Source organism: Campylobacter sp. GB48, assembly GCF_049221845.1.
Taxonomy (GTDB): domain Bacteria; phylum Campylobacterota; class Campylobacteria; order Campylobacterales; family Campylobacteraceae; genus Campylobacter_D; species Campylobacter_D lari_C.
In genome coordinates this window covers 57,324-74,825 of record NZ_JBMJAR010000003.1, presented here as the reverse complement: position 1 = coordinate 74,825, position 17,502 = coordinate 57,324, and the positions used below count along the sequence as shown (strand labels likewise).

The 17,502-nt window shown below is 29.1% G+C and carries 20 protein-coding genes; 7 read left to right on the top strand and 13 right to left on the bottom strand.

Annotated features, from left to right (window positions below; genetic code table 11):
* Positions 1-25: 25 nt before the first annotated feature.
* The 8 genes from ACOTVC_RS02820 to ACOTVC_RS02785 all read right to left on the bottom strand — a co-directional run bounded on the left by ACOTVC_RS02820 (position 26) and on the right by ACOTVC_RS02785 (position 5,915).
* Positions 26-880, bottom strand: a complete 855-nt coding sequence (locus ACOTVC_RS02820) for a GNAT family N-acetyltransferase (protein WP_421627658.1) — start codon at positions 878-880, stop codon at positions 26-28.
* A gap of 89 nt (positions 881-969) precedes the next feature.
* On the bottom strand, positions 970-1,644 hold the full coding sequence (locus ACOTVC_RS02815) for a NeuD/PglB/VioB family sugar acetyltransferase (protein ID WP_214117006.1): 675 nt from the start codon (positions 1,642-1,644) through the stop codon (positions 970-972).
* Positions 1,641-2,042, bottom strand: a complete 402-nt coding sequence (locus ACOTVC_RS02810; protein ID WP_214117009.1) for a sugar 3,4-ketoisomerase — start codon at positions 2,040-2,042, stop codon at positions 1,641-1,643. The genes ACOTVC_RS02815 and ACOTVC_RS02810 overlap by 4 nt, the downstream gene beginning before the upstream one ends.
* A gap of 7 nt (positions 2,043-2,049) precedes the next feature.
* Positions 2,050-2,475: a sugar 3,4-ketoisomerase gene (locus ACOTVC_RS02805; RefSeq protein WP_421627656.1), complete on the bottom strand. Its 426-nt coding sequence runs from the start codon at positions 2,473-2,475 to the stop codon at positions 2,050-2,052.
* Position 2,476: 1 nt separating this feature from the next.
* On the bottom strand, positions 2,477-3,505 hold the full coding sequence (gene rfbB, locus ACOTVC_RS02800; protein ID WP_421627654.1) for a dTDP-glucose 4,6-dehydratase: 1,029 nt from the start codon (positions 3,503-3,505) through the stop codon (positions 2,477-2,479).
* The gene (rfbA, locus tag ACOTVC_RS02795) at positions 3,506-4,381 is read right to left on the bottom strand and encodes a glucose-1-phosphate thymidylyltransferase RfbA (protein ID WP_039619036.1); all 876 of its coding nucleotides are present in this window, start codon (positions 4,379-4,381) and stop codon (positions 3,506-3,508) included.
* Complete coding sequence (locus ACOTVC_RS02790) at positions 4,378-5,052, bottom strand: glycosyltransferase family 25 protein (RefSeq protein WP_421627699.1); 675 nt, start codon at positions 5,050-5,052, stop codon at positions 4,378-4,380. Before ACOTVC_RS02790 ends, rfbA begins: the two co-directional genes overlap by 4 nt.
* A gap of 47 nt (positions 5,053-5,099) precedes the next feature.
* A complete protein-coding gene (locus ACOTVC_RS02785; RefSeq protein ID WP_421627652.1) occupies positions 5,100-5,915 on the bottom strand; it encodes a glycosyltransferase family 2 protein in 816 nt (271 codons plus the stop codon).
* A gap of 51 nt (positions 5,916-5,966) precedes the next feature.
* On the opposite strand from ACOTVC_RS02785, the gene waaF reads away from it, so the two are divergent.
* The 4 genes from waaF to ACOTVC_RS02765 all read left to right on the top strand — a co-directional run bounded on the left by waaF (position 5,967) and on the right by ACOTVC_RS02765 (position 9,673).
* Positions 5,967-6,881: a lipopolysaccharide heptosyltransferase II gene (waaF, locus tag ACOTVC_RS02780; protein ID WP_214116026.1), complete on the top strand. Its 915-nt coding sequence runs from the start codon at positions 5,967-5,969 to the stop codon at positions 6,879-6,881.
* 92 nt (positions 6,882-6,973) lie between these two features.
* Entirely contained in the window at positions 6,974-7,276 is a 303-nt protein-coding gene (locus ACOTVC_RS02775; protein ID WP_039619003.1) for an HU family DNA-binding protein, read from the top strand.
* A gap of 96 nt (positions 7,277-7,372) precedes the next feature.
* Positions 7,373-8,275, top strand: a complete 903-nt coding sequence (gene cysK / locus ACOTVC_RS02770) for a cysteine synthase A (RefSeq protein ID WP_214116027.1) — start codon at positions 7,373-7,375, stop codon at positions 8,273-8,275.
* A gap of 12 nt (positions 8,276-8,287) precedes the next feature.
* On the top strand, positions 8,288-9,673 hold the full coding sequence (locus tag ACOTVC_RS02765) for a replicative DNA helicase (protein WP_087699265.1): 1,386 nt from the start codon (positions 8,288-8,290) through the stop codon (positions 9,671-9,673).
* Here ACOTVC_RS02765 and tpx read toward each other — a convergent pair.
* Genes tpx through ACOTVC_RS02750 form a run of 3 tightly spaced genes read right to left on the bottom strand, consistent with a single transcriptional unit; the run spans position 9,670 to position 12,703 of the window.
* Positions 9,670-10,188, bottom strand: a complete 519-nt coding sequence (gene tpx, locus ACOTVC_RS02760; RefSeq protein WP_214116029.1) for a thiol peroxidase — start codon at positions 10,186-10,188, stop codon at positions 9,670-9,672. The two genes, ACOTVC_RS02765 and tpx, sit on opposite strands and share 4 nt — an antisense overlap.
* Positions 10,189-10,200: 12 nt before the next feature.
* On the bottom strand, positions 10,201-11,544 hold the full coding sequence (gene mgtE / locus ACOTVC_RS02755) for a magnesium transporter (protein ID WP_421627649.1): 1,344 nt from the start codon (positions 11,542-11,544) through the stop codon (positions 10,201-10,203).
* A 1-nt stretch (position 11,545) separates the two neighbouring features.
* Positions 11,546-12,703, bottom strand: a complete 1,158-nt coding sequence (locus ACOTVC_RS02750; protein ID WP_087690012.1) for a peptidoglycan DD-metalloendopeptidase family protein — start codon at positions 12,701-12,703, stop codon at positions 11,546-11,548.
* A 125-nt stretch (positions 12,704-12,828) separates the two neighbouring features.
* Here ACOTVC_RS02750 and ACOTVC_RS02745 point away from each other — a divergent pair, with 125 nt between their 5' ends.
* The 3 genes from ACOTVC_RS02745 to ACOTVC_RS02735 are packed head-to-tail and all read left to right on the top strand — an operon-like array spanning position 12,829 to position 15,733.
* Positions 12,829-13,539: a plasminogen-binding N-terminal domain-containing protein gene (locus tag ACOTVC_RS02745; protein ID WP_080754594.1), complete on the top strand. Its 711-nt coding sequence runs from the start codon at positions 12,829-12,831 to the stop codon at positions 13,537-13,539.
* Positions 13,539-14,921, top strand: coding sequence for an FAD-linked oxidase C-terminal domain-containing protein (locus ACOTVC_RS02740; protein WP_214097843.1), 1,383 nt, complete (start codon positions 13,539-13,541; stop codon positions 14,919-14,921). The genes ACOTVC_RS02745 and ACOTVC_RS02740 overlap by 1 nt, the downstream gene beginning before the upstream one ends.
* Positions 14,921-15,733, top strand: coding sequence for a ribonuclease BN (locus ACOTVC_RS02735; RefSeq protein ID WP_039642088.1), 813 nt, complete (start codon positions 14,921-14,923; stop codon positions 15,731-15,733). The genes ACOTVC_RS02740 and ACOTVC_RS02735 overlap by 1 nt, the downstream gene beginning before the upstream one ends.
* Here the strand turns inward: ACOTVC_RS02735 and ACOTVC_RS02730 are convergent.
* Positions 15,680-16,936: a ComEC/Rec2 family competence protein gene (locus ACOTVC_RS02730; protein WP_214097844.1), complete on the bottom strand. Its 1,257-nt coding sequence runs from the start codon at positions 16,934-16,936 to the stop codon at positions 15,680-15,682. The genes ACOTVC_RS02735 and ACOTVC_RS02730 overlap by 54 nt on opposite strands.
* Positions 16,933-17,496 (bottom strand): DedA family protein, encoded by a 564-nt coding sequence (locus tag ACOTVC_RS02725; RefSeq protein ID WP_214116036.1) that lies wholly within the window; start codon positions 17,494-17,496, stop codon positions 16,933-16,935. Before ACOTVC_RS02725 ends, ACOTVC_RS02730 begins: the two co-directional genes overlap by 4 nt.
* Positions 17,497-17,502 lie beyond the last annotated feature (6 nt).

Below are 17,502 nucleotides of genomic sequence, written 5' to 3'. Positions count from 1 at the left end.
CATAAAACCTTGTTTGAATTATTTATTATTGTAGAATTTTTTCGTATATATTATGCACCATAGTTCTTCCTCCAAAGCTTTCTTTTTGAAAGATAAGTCCTTTGTTTAAGTACTTTCCTTCATTTTCTGTAGAAATTCCAAAATCAAAATATTTTTTTTCTTTACTGTATTTTTCTATTAATGTTTTTAAGAGTAAGTCTAAAGCTCCTACTTCTCTGCCATAATCACTATTAGCAAGGTATTGTGTGTGGACTAAATTTTCATATATGAAAAGCAAAGTAGCTGCGACTATAACACTATTTTTTTTAGCTATAAAAAGCTTTATATTTTCAGGAAATCTTGAATTTAGTAAAATTAATTCTTTTTCATTATGTACTGCTTTGGCGTTATGTTGTTTATAAAGAACCTCGTTTAGTAATTTTATAAAATTGTTATAATCATTTGATTCTTCTATTATTATATTTTCTTTTTTGGCTTTGTTTATGTGAGTTTTTCTACCTCTTGGAAGCTTATAATCTTCAAGATAAATCACATTTGAACAATCTACTCTATATAATTGTGCATTATTTATAAATAGTCCATATAAATCTTCTTGCGAAGCTTTTTTGTGATATATATAAGGTATGCTTTTATATATAAGATTTTTAAAATTTTGCTTTTTCATGTAATCAAATAAAACATCAAAACAATCTAACATTTTACTTTGTTGCATTTTAGAATCACAAATAAACCCACCAAAAGTCAACCCTTGGTGTGAATACAAAGTATCATCTTTCTCATTGAGTGGAAGTAGGGCAAACAATCTATCATTTTCATAAAACATTAATGAATGATCAATAAATCTATCAGAATGATAATCCATGTAATTACGATCAAACATAAATAATCCATTTTTGGAATTTTTATTAAATTCATTCCAAATATTTTTTGCTTTAGAGTTATATTTTATACATAACATAATTATACACTTTATATCTTTATTTTTAAAAATTTTTTTGCTGGAATTTTCAAAGCACGTGCAGGATTCCCTCTGTAAATTTTATTTTCACAAGTATTACTAGTTATTGTTGATCCTAAAGTTATAAAATTGTCTTTTGCTATTTTTAGGCCATCAGATATGGATGAGTTAATACCTATAAAAGTATGTTCACCTATATCACAGTATCCAGCGACAACAACATTAGATGTTATACAGCAGTGATCCCTTATAATACTTCTATGCCCTATGTCATTTGAACCCCAAATTATTACATTGTTACCTATTTTACAAAAAGGATGCAATACATTATTCGGCATTATAAAGCAATTTTCTCCAATTTCAACATTTTTCCATATGAGACTGTTAGAAGAAATATAACTTGCAAATTTATAACCTTTATTTTTAAAAAAATCATAAATTGTTTTTCTATAATAACCTAGCTTATCTCCTGATATTGCTACAAAAATTTCATAGTCGTATCTATTAAAAATATTTTGTAAGTTTTCTAAGCTTATTAAGGGCAAATCTAAAAACATATTTTGATTATCTAGAATAAATTTTTCACTTATAGCAAAGGCTACAATATTATAATCTGAATCATTAGTAAAATACTCATAAGCCAAACTAGCTGTTTCTCCAGCTCCAATTATAATTAACTTTTTCACTTTACAACCTTTAAAAATTCATCATAATTTCTTATATATTCTTTTTCATCATAAAATTCACTTGCTAACACAAGCAACTTCGCTCCATAAGAAAAATTTTTCATTTCTCTCCATATATTTTTACCTATGTAAAGCCCTATATCAGGACGATTTAAGATTATACTTTGAGATATTTTACCATCATTTAACATAATCTCACATGATCCATCCACCATGATTAAAACTTGTTCTAAATTTATATGAGCGTGAGCTCCTCTTGGAAATTCTGGTTTTGTATCAAAAATATAATATATTCTTTTTACTTCAAAAGGAATATCTTTTAAATTTTCAAGTGCTATTAAAGAACCTCTTTTGTCAGTAATAGCTGAAAAATTTAAAATCTTATATTTTTCTTTCATGCTACATTTAGGATAATATATTCATATCCCCCCCCCCAGTATTTTTAATTTTACAAAATTCATCATAATTATAAATATATTCATTTTTATCATAGCAGGTATTAGCTAGAACTAGTAAAATACAGTCTTTTGAAAAATCATACATTTGTTTCCATAACATTTTGTCTAAAAATAGCCCTTGTTTTGGATTATTTAACAAAAAAATTTCTTTTTTATTACCATCATCAATTTTTATTTTACATTCTCCTTTTAAAGCGATAAAAAAGAATTGAGAATTTAAATTTGCATGATCACCTCTGATAGTATGTTCTGGAACATCAAAAATATAAAAAATTCTTTTTATTTCAAAAGGGCAGTTGATGTTTTTTTCGCATGCTATTAATGTTGATTTTTTATCATCAAAATAATTTAAGTTTATAAGTTTATAATCCATCTTAGACCTTATACTTTTCTATATACCATTTTATAGTTTTTCCCAAGCCACTCTCAAAACTTTCTTTTGGTTTCCATTGTAGAGTGTTTTTAAGCTTGCTTGAATCTATAGCATATCTTCTATCATGCCCAGCTCTATCTTTTACAAAAGAAATTTGTTCTTTATATGAGTGTTGTTTTGGTAAAATTACATCTAAAAATGAGCAAATTTTATAAGCTATGTCTATATTTTGCCATTCTTCATTTCCACCTATATTAAATGTATCAAAAAAAGTGTTTTTAGAATTTTTTAAAGCATAGTGTAAAATTTGCCCTATAGCTTCACAATGATCTTGCACAAAAAGCCAATCTCGGATATTTTTACCATCTCCATATATTGGGATAGAGTTGTCATTTAATGCGTTTCTTATGATGGTTGGTATGAGTTTTTCATCGTGTTGATTTGGGCCATAGTTGTTAGAGCAATTTGAGATTATAGTATTTAATCCATAAGTATGATGATAGCTTCTTACGAGCATATCTGAGCTTGCTTTAGAAGCAGAATAAGGCGAATTTGGAGCATATGGTGTTTTTTCTGTGAAATAACCATCTTCTCCAAGACTTCCAAAAACCTCATCTGTGCTAATATGATAAAAAAGAGTTTTGTTAAATTTTGGATTTTTCACAAATGGCTCTAAAAACCAATGTTTGTAGGCATTGTGTAAAAGATTAAAAGTTCCATTGATATTGGTTTTTATAAAAATATCAGGATTTTGTATGGAATTATCTACATGTGATTCTGCCGCAAAATGAATAACTATATTAATGGAATGTTTTTGAAAAATATCACAGACTAGTTGTTGATCACAAATATCTCCCTTGTAAAAAGTATAGTTAGGATGATTGCTACTTGCTTGAAGGTTTTGTAAATTTGCTGCGTAAGTTAATAAATCAAGATTGATAATTTTATCTTTTGGATGATGTTGTAAATGATGATTTATAAAATTACTTCCTATAAAACCCGCTCCCCCGGTAATTAAGATATTATTCATTTAAAAACCTTGTAAAATTTTTTGAAGATAGTTTCCATATCCACTTTTTTCTAATAATTTAGCTCGTTTTAAAAGCTTAGCCTCATCAATCCACCCATTTCTAAAGGCTATTTCTTCTAAGCAGGCTATTTTATAACCTTGTCTTAATTCTATTGTTTGCACAAAAGAACTTGCTTCTATGAGACTATCATGTGTTCCGGTATCAACCCAAGCAAAACCTCTTCCTAGAATTTGAGATTTTAGTTTTTTTAGTTTTAAATATTCTATATTTACATCAGTTATCTCTAGTTCGCCTCTTTGACTTGGTTTGATATTTTTAGCTATGTCTATAGCCTGATTATCATAAAAATATAATCCTGTAACAGCATAGTTACTTTTAGGTTGCTGAGGTTTTTCTTCTATACTTAAAACTTCTCCATTTTTAGAAATTTCTGCTACCCCAAAACGCTCTGGATCTTTTACATGATATGAAAATATACTTGCATAATGTTTTTTTGCATCTTCTTTTGCGGTTTTAAGTATATCTGTAAAGCCTTGTCCATAGAAGATATTATCTCCTAAAATTAAAGCTATGTCATCATTTTTTATAAAATCACTAGCAAGTATTAAGCCTTGTGCTAATCCTTCAGGTTTTTCTTGAATACAATAGGATATATCCATCCCAAGCCATGATCCATCTTGAAAAAGTTCTTGAAATTTTACTATGTCTTTTGGTGTAGATATAATTAAAACTTCTTGAATTTGAGCAAGCATTAACACCGAAAGTGGATAATAAATCATGGGTTTATCATAGATTGGAAGTAATTGTTTACATAAAGTTAAAGTACTAGGATATAATCTTGTTCCAGAACCCCCAGCAAGTATAATTCCTTTCATTTTCTTCCTTGCAATGTTTTCTTTATGCTAAAATAAAATCTAAATATCTCTCTAGTAATTTTTCGAAGTATATTTTTAGGTTTTTGGTTTCTTTGTCCAATTATACTATTTAATGATGACAAATAAATTAAAAAAGGTTTATATATGATATTTTTCACCTTATGATAATAATACATATCCATGTAATCATCTACCGGTTTAAACCAATATTTTGCCTTGTTTGTAAATTTTATGGCAGCACTTGGATGAAGGAAATAACCTAAAGCACCACTGACATTTTCAAAACTTTTAAAAAAATTGTTATTTATTTGATCAATTTTCTTATCAAAAGAATAGTGAAGTCTTATGTATTCATAATTGCTATTTAGTAATTTTTCAATGATGTTTGAGTTGTTTAAAAACTCATCACTAAAGATGACATCATCTTCTAAAATGATGATAGGGCTATTAAGTTCTTGGCATTTTTTCCATAAACTATAATGAGATGCAAAGCATGATTTTTCACTATCACTAAGTTCACGCCCAAGCACAAATTGACACCACCATGGGAAGTGATTTTTAAACCGCAAATGCTCATTTTTAGAGCCATCTATGGCTGTAAAAAATTCAAATTCTAGTTTATTTTTTAAATCCGGATTGCATATGAAGAGTTTTTGAATTTGTTCTTGCATAAAATTTTTTCTATCTTCTGAGCGTTCTAGATTGATGATAAAAACTTTTACTTTTTCCAAACTCTACTCTCTAATCCTAAAATTTCTTTCTCTAAAACTTCTAATATTTTTTCATTAAAATGTTTATGTGAAAAAATATTAGCTAATTTTTTAATGCATTTTAAACTTTGCTTTTTATGTCGGTAATTTTGCCATAAAATTTCTTTATTTTTGTTTTCATATCTACCATTTTCATTAAATTCATAGCGGTATATGCATTCTTGCGACACAAAAAAACTCTCATTTAGCATAAAATTTATATAGTTAAAAAGCACATCCTCTCCATAACAAAGCCTTTCTTTGAAATCAACATATTCAAAGCTTTTTAAAATCAAATTTTTCCTATATAATTTTGCCCAAACACTCCAGCAAAAATGTTTTTGTTTGAGTAAAAATTCCATAAAATCATCTTTATTAAAAAACTCATCTTGCTTAAATCTATAAAATTTCTTAAATTTTACCCTATGTACATACGCATCAAACACTACCATATCTACATTTTTAATTTTTTCAAACCCAAGCTCACAAGCATTATATTCTAAATAATCATCAGGATCTAAAAACATTATAAAATCTGATTTTGCATTTAATACACCTATATTTCTACTAGCAAAGGTTCCTAAATTTTCTTCATTATATATGATTTTTATCCTATCATCTTTACTAGCATATTCTTTGGCTATATCTATACTTTTATCATTTCCAAGGTCATCTACTACAATGATTTCTATATCTTTAAAAGTTTGATTAATGCAACTTTCTAATGCTCTGGCTATATATTTTTCTACATTATAAGTTGGTAGTATGATGGAAATTTGACTCATTTTAGCTCTTTATTTTTGATATAATTATAGCTTTTATTTTTAAGGAAAATCATGAATATTTTTATCAACCTTCCTACTTGGCTTGGCGATGCGGTGATGGCTAGTGCGGCTATTTATGCTATAAAAGAAAAATATCCCCAAGCTAAATTTACTTTTTATGGTTCTTTTGTAAGTACAGAGCTTTTTAAACGCTTTGAAAATGCTCAAATTTTAGTAGAAAATAAAAAGCAAAGATATAGGCAAATTTTAAAAGCTAGAAAAAACCTTGGTAAATTTGATCTAGCTTTTTCATTTCGCTCGGCATTTTCAAGCAAGATTATTTTAAATCTAATCAAAGCAAAAAAAAGATTTTATTTTGATAAAAATATTCTAAAAGAAGAACACCAAGTCTTAAAATACTTAAATTTCATAGAAAAAGCCTTAAATTTTAAAGCTACTTCAAATGCTTTAAAGCTTCCTATAAAAGCAAAATCAACTCAAAAAATTTTAGGTATAAACCCAGGTGCACATTTTGGAAGTGCGAAAAGATGGGAAGCAATCTATTTTGCAAGGGTAGCAAAAGAATTTAGCTCCACGCATCAAATTTTAATCTTTGGAGTAGAAAGTGAGAGAGAAATTTGTGATGAAATTAAGCGTTTTCTTTTAAAAGAAGGCATAAGGGTAAAAAATCTTTGTGGTAAAACTAGTATTTATACTTTATGTAAAAATATTTCTATGCTTGACTTGCTCATCACAAATGATAGTGGCCCTATGCATATAGGCGCAGCTTATGGGGTAAAAACGGTGGCGGTTTTTGGCTCGACTAAATTTAGTCAAACCTCGCCTTGGCAAGAAAATGCTAAAATAGCACATTTAAATTTAACTTGTATGCCTTGTATGCAAAAGGTCTGCCCTTTAAAACACCACAAATGCATGAAAGACTTAAAGCCTGAAGTAATAATAAATTTAGCAAAAACATTTTTTTAACATATTTTTCTTTGTGATTTGGGTTTAAACCTCTTGCAAAAGCTTGATAAATGTGTTAAACTTAGCAATCATTTTTAATCAAGGAGCTTTTTATGACTAAAGCAGATTTTATTTCTCAAGTTGCTCAAACTGCTGGGCTAACTAAAAAAGATGCAACTGCAGCTACTGATGCAGTAATCGCTACTATTACTGATGTATTAGCTAAAGGTGATAGCATTAGCTTTATTGGTTTTGGTACATTTTCTGTGGCTGAAAGAGCTGCTAGAGAAGCTAGAGTACCAAGCACTGGTGCTACTATCAAAGTACCTGCTACTAAAGTTGCTAAATTTAAAGTAGGTAAAAACCTTAAAGACGCAGTTGCTGCTGCTAAAACCGCTAAAAAAGCTAAAAAATAATTCTTTGCGCAAAAGTTTTTAACTTTTGCGTTTTTCTTCATAGATTATATATTAATTTTCTTTTGATATTGTTTTTAAAAAATTAGAAGGAAAACAATGTCAGTTTATAATAATATCTTAGATTGTATAGGTAATACTCCGATTATTTCTTTAAAAGAATTTGCTCCAAATCTTTATGCTAAATGTGAGTATTTTAATCCAAGTCATTCTATAAAAGATAGAGCAGCCGTGGAGATGATAAAACAAGCTTTAAATGAAAGCAAGATTAATCAAGAAACAACCATTATAGAAGCTACAAGTGGAAATACCGGCATAGCTTTAGCAATGATTTGTGCAAGCTTAAAGCTTAAACTTATCATAACTATGCCTGAGTCTATGAGTATTGAGCGTAGAAAAATGATGAGTTTTTTTGGTGCAAAGCTAGAGCTTACTCAAGCAAGCAAAGGTATGCAAGGAGCGCTTGATAGAGCTAATGAACTTTTGAGTGAAATTCCAAATTCGTTTATGGTAAGTCAATTTGAAAATATCAACAACAAAAATGCACATAGAAAAAATACTGCTTTAGAAATTTTAAAAGCTTTGCCTGATCTTGATATTTTTTTAGCAGGTTTTGGCACGGGTGGGACTATTAGTGGGGTAGGAGAAATTTTAAAAGAACGCAATCCTAATATCAAAATCATAGCTTTAGAACCTGCATCTTCGCCACTTTTGAGTCAAAATACCGCTGCAAGCCATAAAATTCAAGGTATAGGTGCAAATTTTATCCCTAAAATTTTAAATCAAAAAATTATAGATGAGATAGTTTGTGTAAGCAATGAAGATGCTATAAATACAGCCTTAGAGCTTGGTAAAAACGGCATAATGGCAGGAATTTCAAGCGGAGCAAATGTATATATGGCTAGAAAAATTGCTTTAGAAAATCCAAATAAAAAAGTCTTGACTATGTTAAATGATACAGCAGAGCGATATTTATCAACTGATTTATTTGCAAATTTATAATTTGGAGTATGTATGAGTCAAAATAATGAGCATTTTGATTTAGATCTTGAAAGGGCGATTTTAAGTTCTTGTATATATAGTGAGGATTCTTTTTTTAGTATTTCTTCAGATATTGAGATTAATGATTTTTCACTCAAAGCTCATCAAGATATTTACAAAGCTATTTTAGCTTGTGTGAATGCAGGCGAGCCTATAAGTGCAAGTTTTATAAGAAAACATAAAAAAGTAGATGAACAAATTTTAGCTGAAGTTTTAGCCACTACTTCCATAGCAGATGTGAGTAAATACGCTTATGAGTTAAGAGAAAAATCCATTAGACGCCAACTTTTAAATTTTGCTTATACTATACCTACAAGGGTAAATGAAGATAAAAGCATTTCTCAAATTTCAGATGAAATAGGCAAAGAGATTTTTAATCTTACCAACCGTGTAAATAGTAATAGTATTAAAGATATGACTATGGTTATGTCTGAGCTTATGGATGAGTTTAAAAAGCAAAAAGAAGCTGAAAACAAAGATATTTTAGGACTTGATACAGGCTTTAGTGAGCTTAATAAAATGACAAAAGGCTTTAAACCTGGCGATCTTGTAATCATTGCTGCGCGCCCAGGTATGGGAAAAACTACAATTTGTCTTAATTTTATAGAAAAAACACTAAGGCAAAATAAAGGTGTTGTAATGTTTTCACTAGAAATGCCTGCTACACAAATCATGCAAAGATTAATCAGTGCAAAAACTTCCATTCCTTTGCAAAAAATTCTAATCGCAGATTTAAACGATGATGAGTGGAGTAGAGTAGGTGATGCTTGTAATGAATATGCGCAAAAAAATCTTTATATTTATGATAGTGGTTATGCTAGCATAGCTGATATTCGTTCGATTTTACGCAAAATAAAGGCTCAAGATGAGAGTATTGAGCTTTGCGTAGTTGATTACATCGGTCTTATGATGAGTAATTCAGCTTTTAATGATAGGCATTTACAAGTGAGTGAAATTTCAAGAGGTTTAAAACTTTTAGCAAGAGAATTAAATATGCCAGTAGTGGCACTTTCGCAATTAAATCGTTCATTAGAAAGTAGAGCAAATAAGCGTCCTATGCTTAGTGATTTAAGAGAAAGTGGCGCTATAGAACAAGATGCAGATACGATTTTATTTGTATATAGAGATGAGGTTTATAGAGAGCAAGAAGAAAAAGAAAGAGAAAATAAAGCTAAAAATGAAGGTAAGACTTATGAGAGAAAATTTATGCCAAATCCTGTGCAAGAAAAGGCTGAGCTCATTATAGGTAAAAATAGAAATGGCCCTGTAGGACATGTGGATTTGCTTTTTTTAAAAGAAAAATCATGCTTTATTGAAGCTCCAAAAGAAGATTTTGTGGTTACAAACTTTGAAGGTTAATTCAAAGGGTAACCATAATTTTTATGCATAAAAAGTTCTAAATCTTTAAAATCGATTTTTCCCATTAGCTCTTCTACGAGTTGCTTATACACTATTTTTCCATCTTTGACTACAAAGGCTGCTCTTGCTAATAATCCTGCAAATACACTATCACCCATTAAAACTCCATAATTAGTACCAAAATCTTTAAAAGCAAAATCACTTGCTACAATAATATCATCAACCCCTTCAGTAGCGCAAAAACGATCCATAGCAAAAGGCAAATCCATGCTGATAATAATAACTTCGATATTTTTCATAGAAGCTAATCTCTTATTGGTTTCTCTTGCTTGTTTAGAGCATACTTGAGTGTCTAAACTAGGAAAGGTTAATAAAATTTGAGTTTTTCCAGGTGGTGCTATTTCTACTGGGGCGAGGTTTTTGGTTCTTAGAGTTATTCTTGGAGCAGTATCGCCAACTTCTAGCTCATCTCCTATAAGTTCTATTTCTTGATCTTTATATATAATACTTGCCATAATTTTCCTCTTTTATAATAAAATCATTTTTGCTAAAAGTAAAAAACTAAAAAATCCCAAACCATCGGTAATTGCAGTAATCACTACACTCGATCCTACTGCAGGATCGATTTTAAATTTTTTTAAAGTTAAAGGTACAAAAGAGCCTACAAAACCGGCTAAGGCTAGATTAATTAGCATTGATAAGGCTATAACAAGCCCCAAAAGAGCTGTTTTAAACCATATAAGAGCTATAATACTCATAATACTAGCAAATATAAATCCATTAAGTAAAGAAATTCCACTCTCTCTTAATATAACTTTTTTAGCGTCTTTAAATTCTACTTCATTGAGTGAAAGTTTTCTAACTGTTACCGCTAAAGCTTGTGAGCCTGTATTGCCTCCCATAGAAGCTACGATAGGCATAAGTACTGCTAGAGCTACGAGTTGTTCTATTTCGCCTGAAAAAAGGCTAATGATATTAGCTGAGATTAATGAGGTGGTAAGGTTGATCATAAGCCAAAAAGCTCTTGCTTTGGCTGCTTTAAAAGCACTTTCTTCTTCAGCATCCTCATCAACTCCGGCTAAGTTATAAATTTGCTCTGTTGCATTTTCTTGGATTAAATCATGGATATCATCATAGGTAATTCTACCTAAAAGCACTCCATCATCATTTACAACCGCTAAAACACTCAAATCATAATCTTCTACTATATCAATAGCCTTTTGTATATCTTCATGATCTTTAATGCTATAACATTTATATTTTTCACTATTGTTTTTGATAATATCTGCAAAACTTAGTTTAAAATCCCAAAGCAAAAGATCACTTAGGTTGATAGCATTACAAAGCTTTCCTTGATTATCTATGATATAAACTTGAAAAATTTGATCCACTTGTCCTGAGTGTTTTAAAATTCTATATCTTTTAATAGCCTTTTCTATACTCTCATCAATAGAAGCTGTGAAAATTTCTGTTTGCATATAAGCACCAGCGGTATTTTCATCATAATTTTTAAGGCGTAAAATTTCTTCTTTATCTTCGGAGCTTAAGCGGTTTAAAATGGCTAAAGTTTTTTGTGGATTTAGCTCTTCAAAACGCTTAATCAAATCTGTTGCATCATCACTTTCAAGCTCTTCTACCGCTTTTGCAATCTTTATAATGCTTAAGTGTTCTAAAATATCTTCTAAGATATGTTCAGGTGTTATAGTAGCTACATTTGCAAGTGTGTAAGTATCAAAAGATTTAAGAGTTTGCAAATAAAGCTCTTCATTATATCTTTTGATAGTCTTTAGGGCTTCATTGGTTTCATAGGTGCTTTGATTTTTGGAAATATTTTTTAAAAGTTCTTGTGCTTCTAAAAAATCATTCATCATCTCAAAGCTCCATAGAATTTTCTATATTTTGTTCTTTTGGTGGATTTTTATAGTTTTCATCAATGCTTTGCAAGCGATTTTCATACTCTTTTGCCATTTTTAAAAATTCTTCTTTATTTTTACCGCTTAGGCTTGATTTTGGAATTTTTACTATGGTTTCAGGATTAATTGCTTTGTTATTTAGATAAAGTCCAAAATGTAAATGTGGCCCAGTACTCATACCAGTAGAGCCTACATAGGCAATTACTTGTCCTTGCTTAATTTTTTGGCCACGTTTGATTTTTGCAAAGCGACTAAGATGAGCATATAAAGTCATATAGCCTGATACATGTTTTACTTGTACAACCTTACCATAACCACCTTTTGTCCCAACAAAACTAATCGTCCCATCTCCTGCACTCTTAACTGGAGTACCCGTTGGAGCTGCATAGTCAATACCTAAATGAGCTCTATAACGTTTTAAGATAGGATGATATCTTGCTCTAGTAAAGCGATCCGAAATTCTTGTGTATTTAACAGGTTTGGTTAAAAAGAAATTTTCAAGTTCTTTTCCCTGAGCATTATAATAAGAATCTTTATATAAAAACACAGAATATTCTTTACCTCTAATGTTAGCTAAAGCTGCTTGGATATTAATGTCGCCAAAAAGTCTTCCTAGTCTTCTTTTTTGCTCATAAATTAATACTACGCTATCGCCTTTTCTGACATTTTTAAAATTAACACTATTTTTAAAAGCTCTCACCATAGCTCTTGCTAAGGTTACACTGCCACTTTCATCATAAACATCTTGATAAGCTGAGTTGTTAATAGCTACGCGAATGATTCTTTTTTCTTTAGTGTAAGAAATAGGGGTAAAACTCAATACGAATTTGTTTTCTATATTTTTGTAAATATGAATTTGTAAATCATCACTAATTGGGATTAAAACTTGCTCGAGCTCACCTTGCTCATCTTTTAGCATTTGGTATTTAATGCCACTTGCAATTTCTGCGCTTAGTTCTTTATCTTCGGTGTCAAGATTATAATATAAATTAAGTGGTATAGAATGATCTTGTAAAAAATCAAGTAAAGTTTTGCCATTTTCCCAAGAAAGTTCTTCAACACTTGAAATAGCAAAAAGTTTTATGGATATAAGTAAAGATATGAAAATTTTTTTCATGATAATCTAAAGCCTTCTAAAATTTAAACATAAATTTGTATTTTACTTAATTTTTCTTACAATTTTGTAAGGAAAAAACAATATAATTTATTTTTACACTTTTTAAGGAGTATAAATTGTCAAGAATTATTTTAGTGCTTTGCTGTTTTTTAGCATTTTTACAAGCTAAAAATTTTGATTTAATACAAACAAAACTTGAAAAAGTAGATGATATTTATGGTTATATAAAAGATGATCCTAGGATTTTATTGCACTCAAGTGGTATAGTTGTACATGAAATTGATACACAAAAATCTATCATTGCAAGAGCTAGTGTGATAGGGCGTGAAAATGGTTTGGTTAAATTACAATTTAAAGTTTTTGATATGTTAGCTCAAGATGCTATGCCTTTACCAAATGTATTGCCACAAGTAGGCGATAAAATAGTTTTGAATTATTTATATGATAGAGCTTTGATTATAGCTCCTGATAAAAGCGTGTATGATTTTATAGCACAAAAATTAAATGGAATTTATTTTTTACACCCTGATTTATTTGGTGCTCATATGATACAAGAATACCGCCAAACTCCAAGAAGATCAGATTTTAGATCTTTTTGTTCAAAAAATGCTGTGGGGCTTTTAGTAGTAGCTTTAGAAAATAAAGCTGAGATAGTTGATTGTCAAGACTTTGGCAAGATTGAAGAATTTGCCATACCTCAAGCTCAAAGTTTGCAAATTCCATTTTATTCAAGAATCACAGGTTATAAAAGTGATATTTTTAGCTTAAATGATGAGGCTATTGGAAATTATTATGTATATTATGAAAAACTAATTAGCTTAACTAGAGAAAAATAATGCAAGAAATTCATCAAAAATTCTTTCAAGATCTTTTAGGGGTTGAAAATGCACATTTTGATCCTATCCATAAAAGAGCATATAGCTATGATGCTACTAAAAAGCATTATTTGCCTGACGGAGTGCTTTTCCCAAGAGATGAAAATGATATTAGTCAAATTCTAAAATATTGCAATGAAAATAAAATCATCGTTATTCCTAGGGGTTCAGGTAGCGGATTTACCGGTGGAAGCTTGGCTGTTAATGGTGGAGTAGTGCTAAGCTTTGAAAAACATATGAATAAAATTTTAGAAATTGATCTTGAAAATTTAGTTGCAGTGGTACAACCTGGTGTGATAAATATGGCTTTACAAGAAAAAGTAAAAGAATATGGCTTATTTTATCCACCTGATCCTGCTAGTATGGAGTATTCTTCTTTAGGGGGAAATGTAAGCGAAAATGCAGGGGGTATGAGGGCTGCTAAGTATGGTATAACTAAAGATTATGTAATGGCTTTAAGAGCTGTTTTACCTAATGGAGAAATCATTAGAGCAGGCAAAAAAACCATAAAAGATGTAGCGGGTTATAATCTAGCTGGAATTTTAATAGCAAGTGAGGGAACTTTGGCTGTACTTAGTGAGATTACATTAAAACTAGTTGCTTTGCCAAAGTTTAAAAAGACAGCTATGGGGATTTTTAACAGTATTGATGAAGCGATGAATGCAGTTTATAAAACTTTAGCTAAAGGTGTAACCCCTGTATCTATGGAATTTTTAGATCAACTAAGCATACAAGCATTAGAGCAAAAATTTCAAAAAGGCTTGCCTATGGATGCGGGTGCGATTTTAATCGCTGATGTAGATGGTAATATAGAAGAGGCTTTGGAAACAGATTTAAAAATCTTGCAAGAGAGTTTTTATGAATCTGGTGTAAGAGAGTTTAAAATAGCAAAAGATGAGCAAGAAGTAGCTGATATTTGGTTTGCTAGAAGAAATTGCTCTCAAAGTATAGCAATGTATGGAAATTTAAAACTTAATGAAGATATTACAGTGCCACGTTCAAAACTACCTGAGCTTTTAAAAGGCATAGCTGAAATTTCTAAAAAATATGATTTTAAAATCCCTTGTTTTGGTCATACTGGCGATGGGAATGTGCATACTAATGTAATGGTAAGTGACAAAAACAATCCTGAATTAGTTAAAAAAGGTTATGAAGCTGTGGAAGAGGTGTTTAAGCTTACGGTCTCTTTAGGTGGGACTTTAAGTGGAGAGCATGGCATAGGCATTTCAAAAGCTCCTTTTATGAAGCTTGCTTTTAGTGAAGCTGAAATGGACTTAATGAGAAATATCAAAAAAGCATTTGATCCAAATAATATACTTAATCCTTTCAAAATGGGACTTTGATGAGTTTTAAAAACTTATTTAAAATTCTTTTAGCTTTAAGAGATAAAGAAATTTTAAATTATGCTGCGGCTTTGAGTTTTTATACTATCTTGTCTTTAATACCACTTTTGTTTTTGTGTTTTTGGGTTTTTACCCAAATTCCAAGTTTTGAAATTTATCAAGAAAGAATTAAAAATTTAATTTTTACTTTTTTAATCCCAACTCAACAAGAATTAATCATACAATACATCAATACATTTTTAAAAAACAGCGTAAATTTAGGACTTATAGGACTTTTGGCTATGGCTTTGACTTCTTTGGCTTTTTTTTCAGGTTATGATTATGTGATTAATAAGCTTTTAGAAGAAAATTCTAAAAGTCTTTGGCATAGTATAAGTTCTTATTGGACTTTAGCAACCTTAACCCCACTTGGGCTTGGAGTGAGTTTTTATATTTCAGGTTTTATACAAAAAACCTTAGATGATTTTAATATTGCTTTAAATTTTTTTGAGATTTTACCTTATGTGATTATATGGGCTTTATTTTTTGTCTCTTATTCAAGTTCAGTAAGTAAAAAAGGTGATTTAAAAACTTTACTTATTAGTTCTTTTGGTGCTTCTGTAATTTGGTATATTTCTAAGATGATTTTTGTATATTATGCTGTATATAATAAAACTTATTTAAATGTATATGGTTCTTTTTCTGTGATATTGTTTTTCTTTTTGTGGATTTACATTTCTTGGATTATTTATCTTTTGGGTTTAAAGGCTTATTTGCTTTTAAATCAAGAAAATAAAGGGAATAAGCCCAAGAGAAACTACAAAAAGAGCTAAGTATTTATTAAATATAGCGGTTAAAGATAAAATTAAATAAATACAATAAAATACAAAAGGCATTGATAGATTAATCGCATGCATTTTAAACTCAAAAAAATACATTAAATATAAATCTAATAAGTTTCCATAAGAAAAAATATGCAAGATTAAAACCAAAGGATAAAATACCGCAAAGACTAAACTTAAAGGTATGGCTAAAAATTGCTGAAAGCTAAGTAGAGGAAAAAAGTATAATACAGGAATAATCATTGCCAAAAAAGTCCAGATATTTAGCAAAAAAACGTGAGTAAAATTTGAAAATTGATCTTTAAAATGATGAAGATATAAATAAATATAAAAAACCCCTAAAATAGAAAATAAAAAACCAACGCTAAAAAGAAGTTTTGGAAAAATACTAATGCAAAAGACTATACTTAAAAATAAAAATTTAAAACTGAGTATTTTAATATTTTTACTAAATAAATAAAAAGCAAAAAGACTCATCAGTAAAGCTCTTGTATAAGAAGGACTAAAGTCTATTAAAAATATATACAAAATTAAAAGTAAGAAAGCAAAAATACTAATATCAAGTTTTAAACTTCTATAAGGAAAATATCGTTTATGAAAAAAAGCGTATAAAGGAGCAAAAATCAAAAAGCAAAAGCTAAATAACAAGCCTAAATGATATCCACTAATAGCAATTAAATGCGCGGTATTATAAAAATTTACATCATTTCTAAGCTCACTTGATACATTTTTGGCAAAAAATAAAGCCCCGTAAAATTCTTTGATTTTTTCATTTTGATGTTGATTTAAAAAATACTTTATTAGGGTATTTTCTTTTTGTGTTTTGGTTTTGTTAAAATCATAACTTGGTGTATAAAAATTTTTACTAAGATAATCTTTAAAGTTAATATTTTTAGTGATAATTCTAAGATTTATTACATCATTTTTACTTAAATTTAGATCTTTATAACTAGTAGTGTAAAAAATAAAATCAGAATTTTTAAGTTTTAAAACTTGATATTTTTTACCTTTTTTATTAGTTTTTTCATAAGAAGATAAAACGATGTTATCTTTAAGTAATAAATGCTTAGTAAGCTTAAAATTTTGATATTTTTTATACTCATAGATGAAATTTAAACTAAAAATTGCTAAAAAACATAATAATAAAATAAAAAATTCTCTATAAGTTTCTTTTATAGAGAATTTTAAACTCATTTTTTCTTAGAAAAGCGTGATAAATATAACCATATAATAAAAATTAAAGTGATTATAAAAACAGGAGCTATGTAAGGATAGTTGGTAAATACTTCAAAAGCCTCTTTTAGGGTATTTCCAAAAATAAAACCAGCATAACCTAAAACAACAGCCCAAATTAAACTAGCTAAGGTATTGATGATAAAAAATCTTACAAAGCTAAATTTGCAAAGACCTGCTGCTATAGGAATGATGGTTTTTATTCCATAGATAAATTTTTGCACCACTAAAAGTAAGTCACCGTATTTTTTGATTTTCATCATAGCAAGAGCAATTTTTCTTCTATGATTTTTAAAATAAGGCATTATGTCTTTTTTATAGTATTTTCCCAAGATAAATAATAAAGTTGAGCCTATGGTATTAGCCAAAAAGGCTAAAAATATACACAAATGTAAATCAAGTTTGGTAGAACTTGCACAAAGTACTCCTGCAGCAAGTATAGCAACCATACCTCCACCAAAGGAATAAAAAAATAAAATTAAATAGCCATAAGTGCTTAGATTATCTATCATTTCTTGCATGAAAAA

Bases quoted from the DNA above. Each gene is read 5' to 3' on its own strand.
- tpx (WP_214116029.1), bottom strand. From the start codon at position 10,188: ATGGCAAGTATTATATATAAAGATCAAGAAATAGAACTTATAGGAGAT.
- ACOTVC_RS02810 (WP_214117009.1), bottom strand. From the start codon at position 2,042: ATGAAAGAAAAATATAAGATTTTAAATTTTTCAGCTATTACTGACAAA.
- ACOTVC_RS02820 (WP_421627658.1), bottom strand. From the start codon at position 880: ATGTTTGATCGTAATTACATGGATTATCATTCTGATAGATTTATTGAT.
- ACOTVC_RS02740 (WP_214097843.1), top strand. From the start codon at position 13,539: ATGCAAGAAATTCATCAAAAATTCTTTCAAGATCTTTTAGGGGTTGAA.
- ACOTVC_RS02730 (WP_214097844.1), bottom strand. From the start codon at position 16,936: ATGAGTTTAAAATTCTCTATAAAAGAAACTTATAGAGAATTTTTTATT.
- ACOTVC_RS02790 (WP_421627699.1), bottom strand. From the start codon at position 5,052: ATGCAAGAACAAATTCAAAAACTCTTCATATGCAATCCGGATTTAAAA.
- mgtE (WP_421627649.1), bottom strand. From the start codon at position 11,544: ATGATGAATGATTTTTTAGAAGCACAAGAACTTTTAAAAAATATTTCC.
- ACOTVC_RS02765 (WP_087699265.1), top strand. From the start codon at position 8,288: ATGAGTCAAAATAATGAGCATTTTGATTTAGATCTTGAAAGGGCGATT.
- rfbA (WP_039619036.1), bottom strand. From the start codon at position 4,381: ATGAAAGGAATTATACTTGCTGGGGGTTCTGGAACAAGATTATATCCT.
- rfbB (WP_421627654.1), bottom strand. From the start codon at position 3,505: ATGAATAATATCTTAATTACCGGGGGAGCGGGTTTTATAGGAAGTAAT.
- waaF (WP_214116026.1), top strand. From the start codon at position 5,967: ATGAATATTTTTATCAACCTTCCTACTTGGCTTGGCGATGCGGTGATG.
- ACOTVC_RS02750 (WP_087690012.1), bottom strand. From the start codon at position 12,703: ATGAAAAAAATTTTCATATCTTTACTTATATCCATAAAACTTTTTGCT.
- cysK (WP_214116027.1), top strand. From the start codon at position 7,373: ATGTCAGTTTATAATAATATCTTAGATTGTATAGGTAATACTCCGATT.
- ACOTVC_RS02735 (WP_039642088.1), top strand. From the start codon at position 14,921: ATGAGTTTTAAAAACTTATTTAAAATTCTTTTAGCTTTAAGAGATAAA.
- ACOTVC_RS02785 (WP_421627652.1), bottom strand. From the start codon at position 5,915: ATGAGTCAAATTTCCATCATACTACCAACTTATAATGTAGAAAAATAT.
- ACOTVC_RS02805 (WP_421627656.1), bottom strand. From the start codon at position 2,475: ATGGATTATAAACTTATAAACTTAAATTATTTTGATGATAAAAAATCA.
- ACOTVC_RS02725 (WP_214116036.1), bottom strand. From the start codon at position 17,496: ATGCAAGAAATGATAGATAATCTAAGCACTTATGGCTATTTAATTTTA.
- ACOTVC_RS02775 (WP_039619003.1), top strand. From the start codon at position 6,974: ATGACTAAAGCAGATTTTATTTCTCAAGTTGCTCAAACTGCTGGGCTA.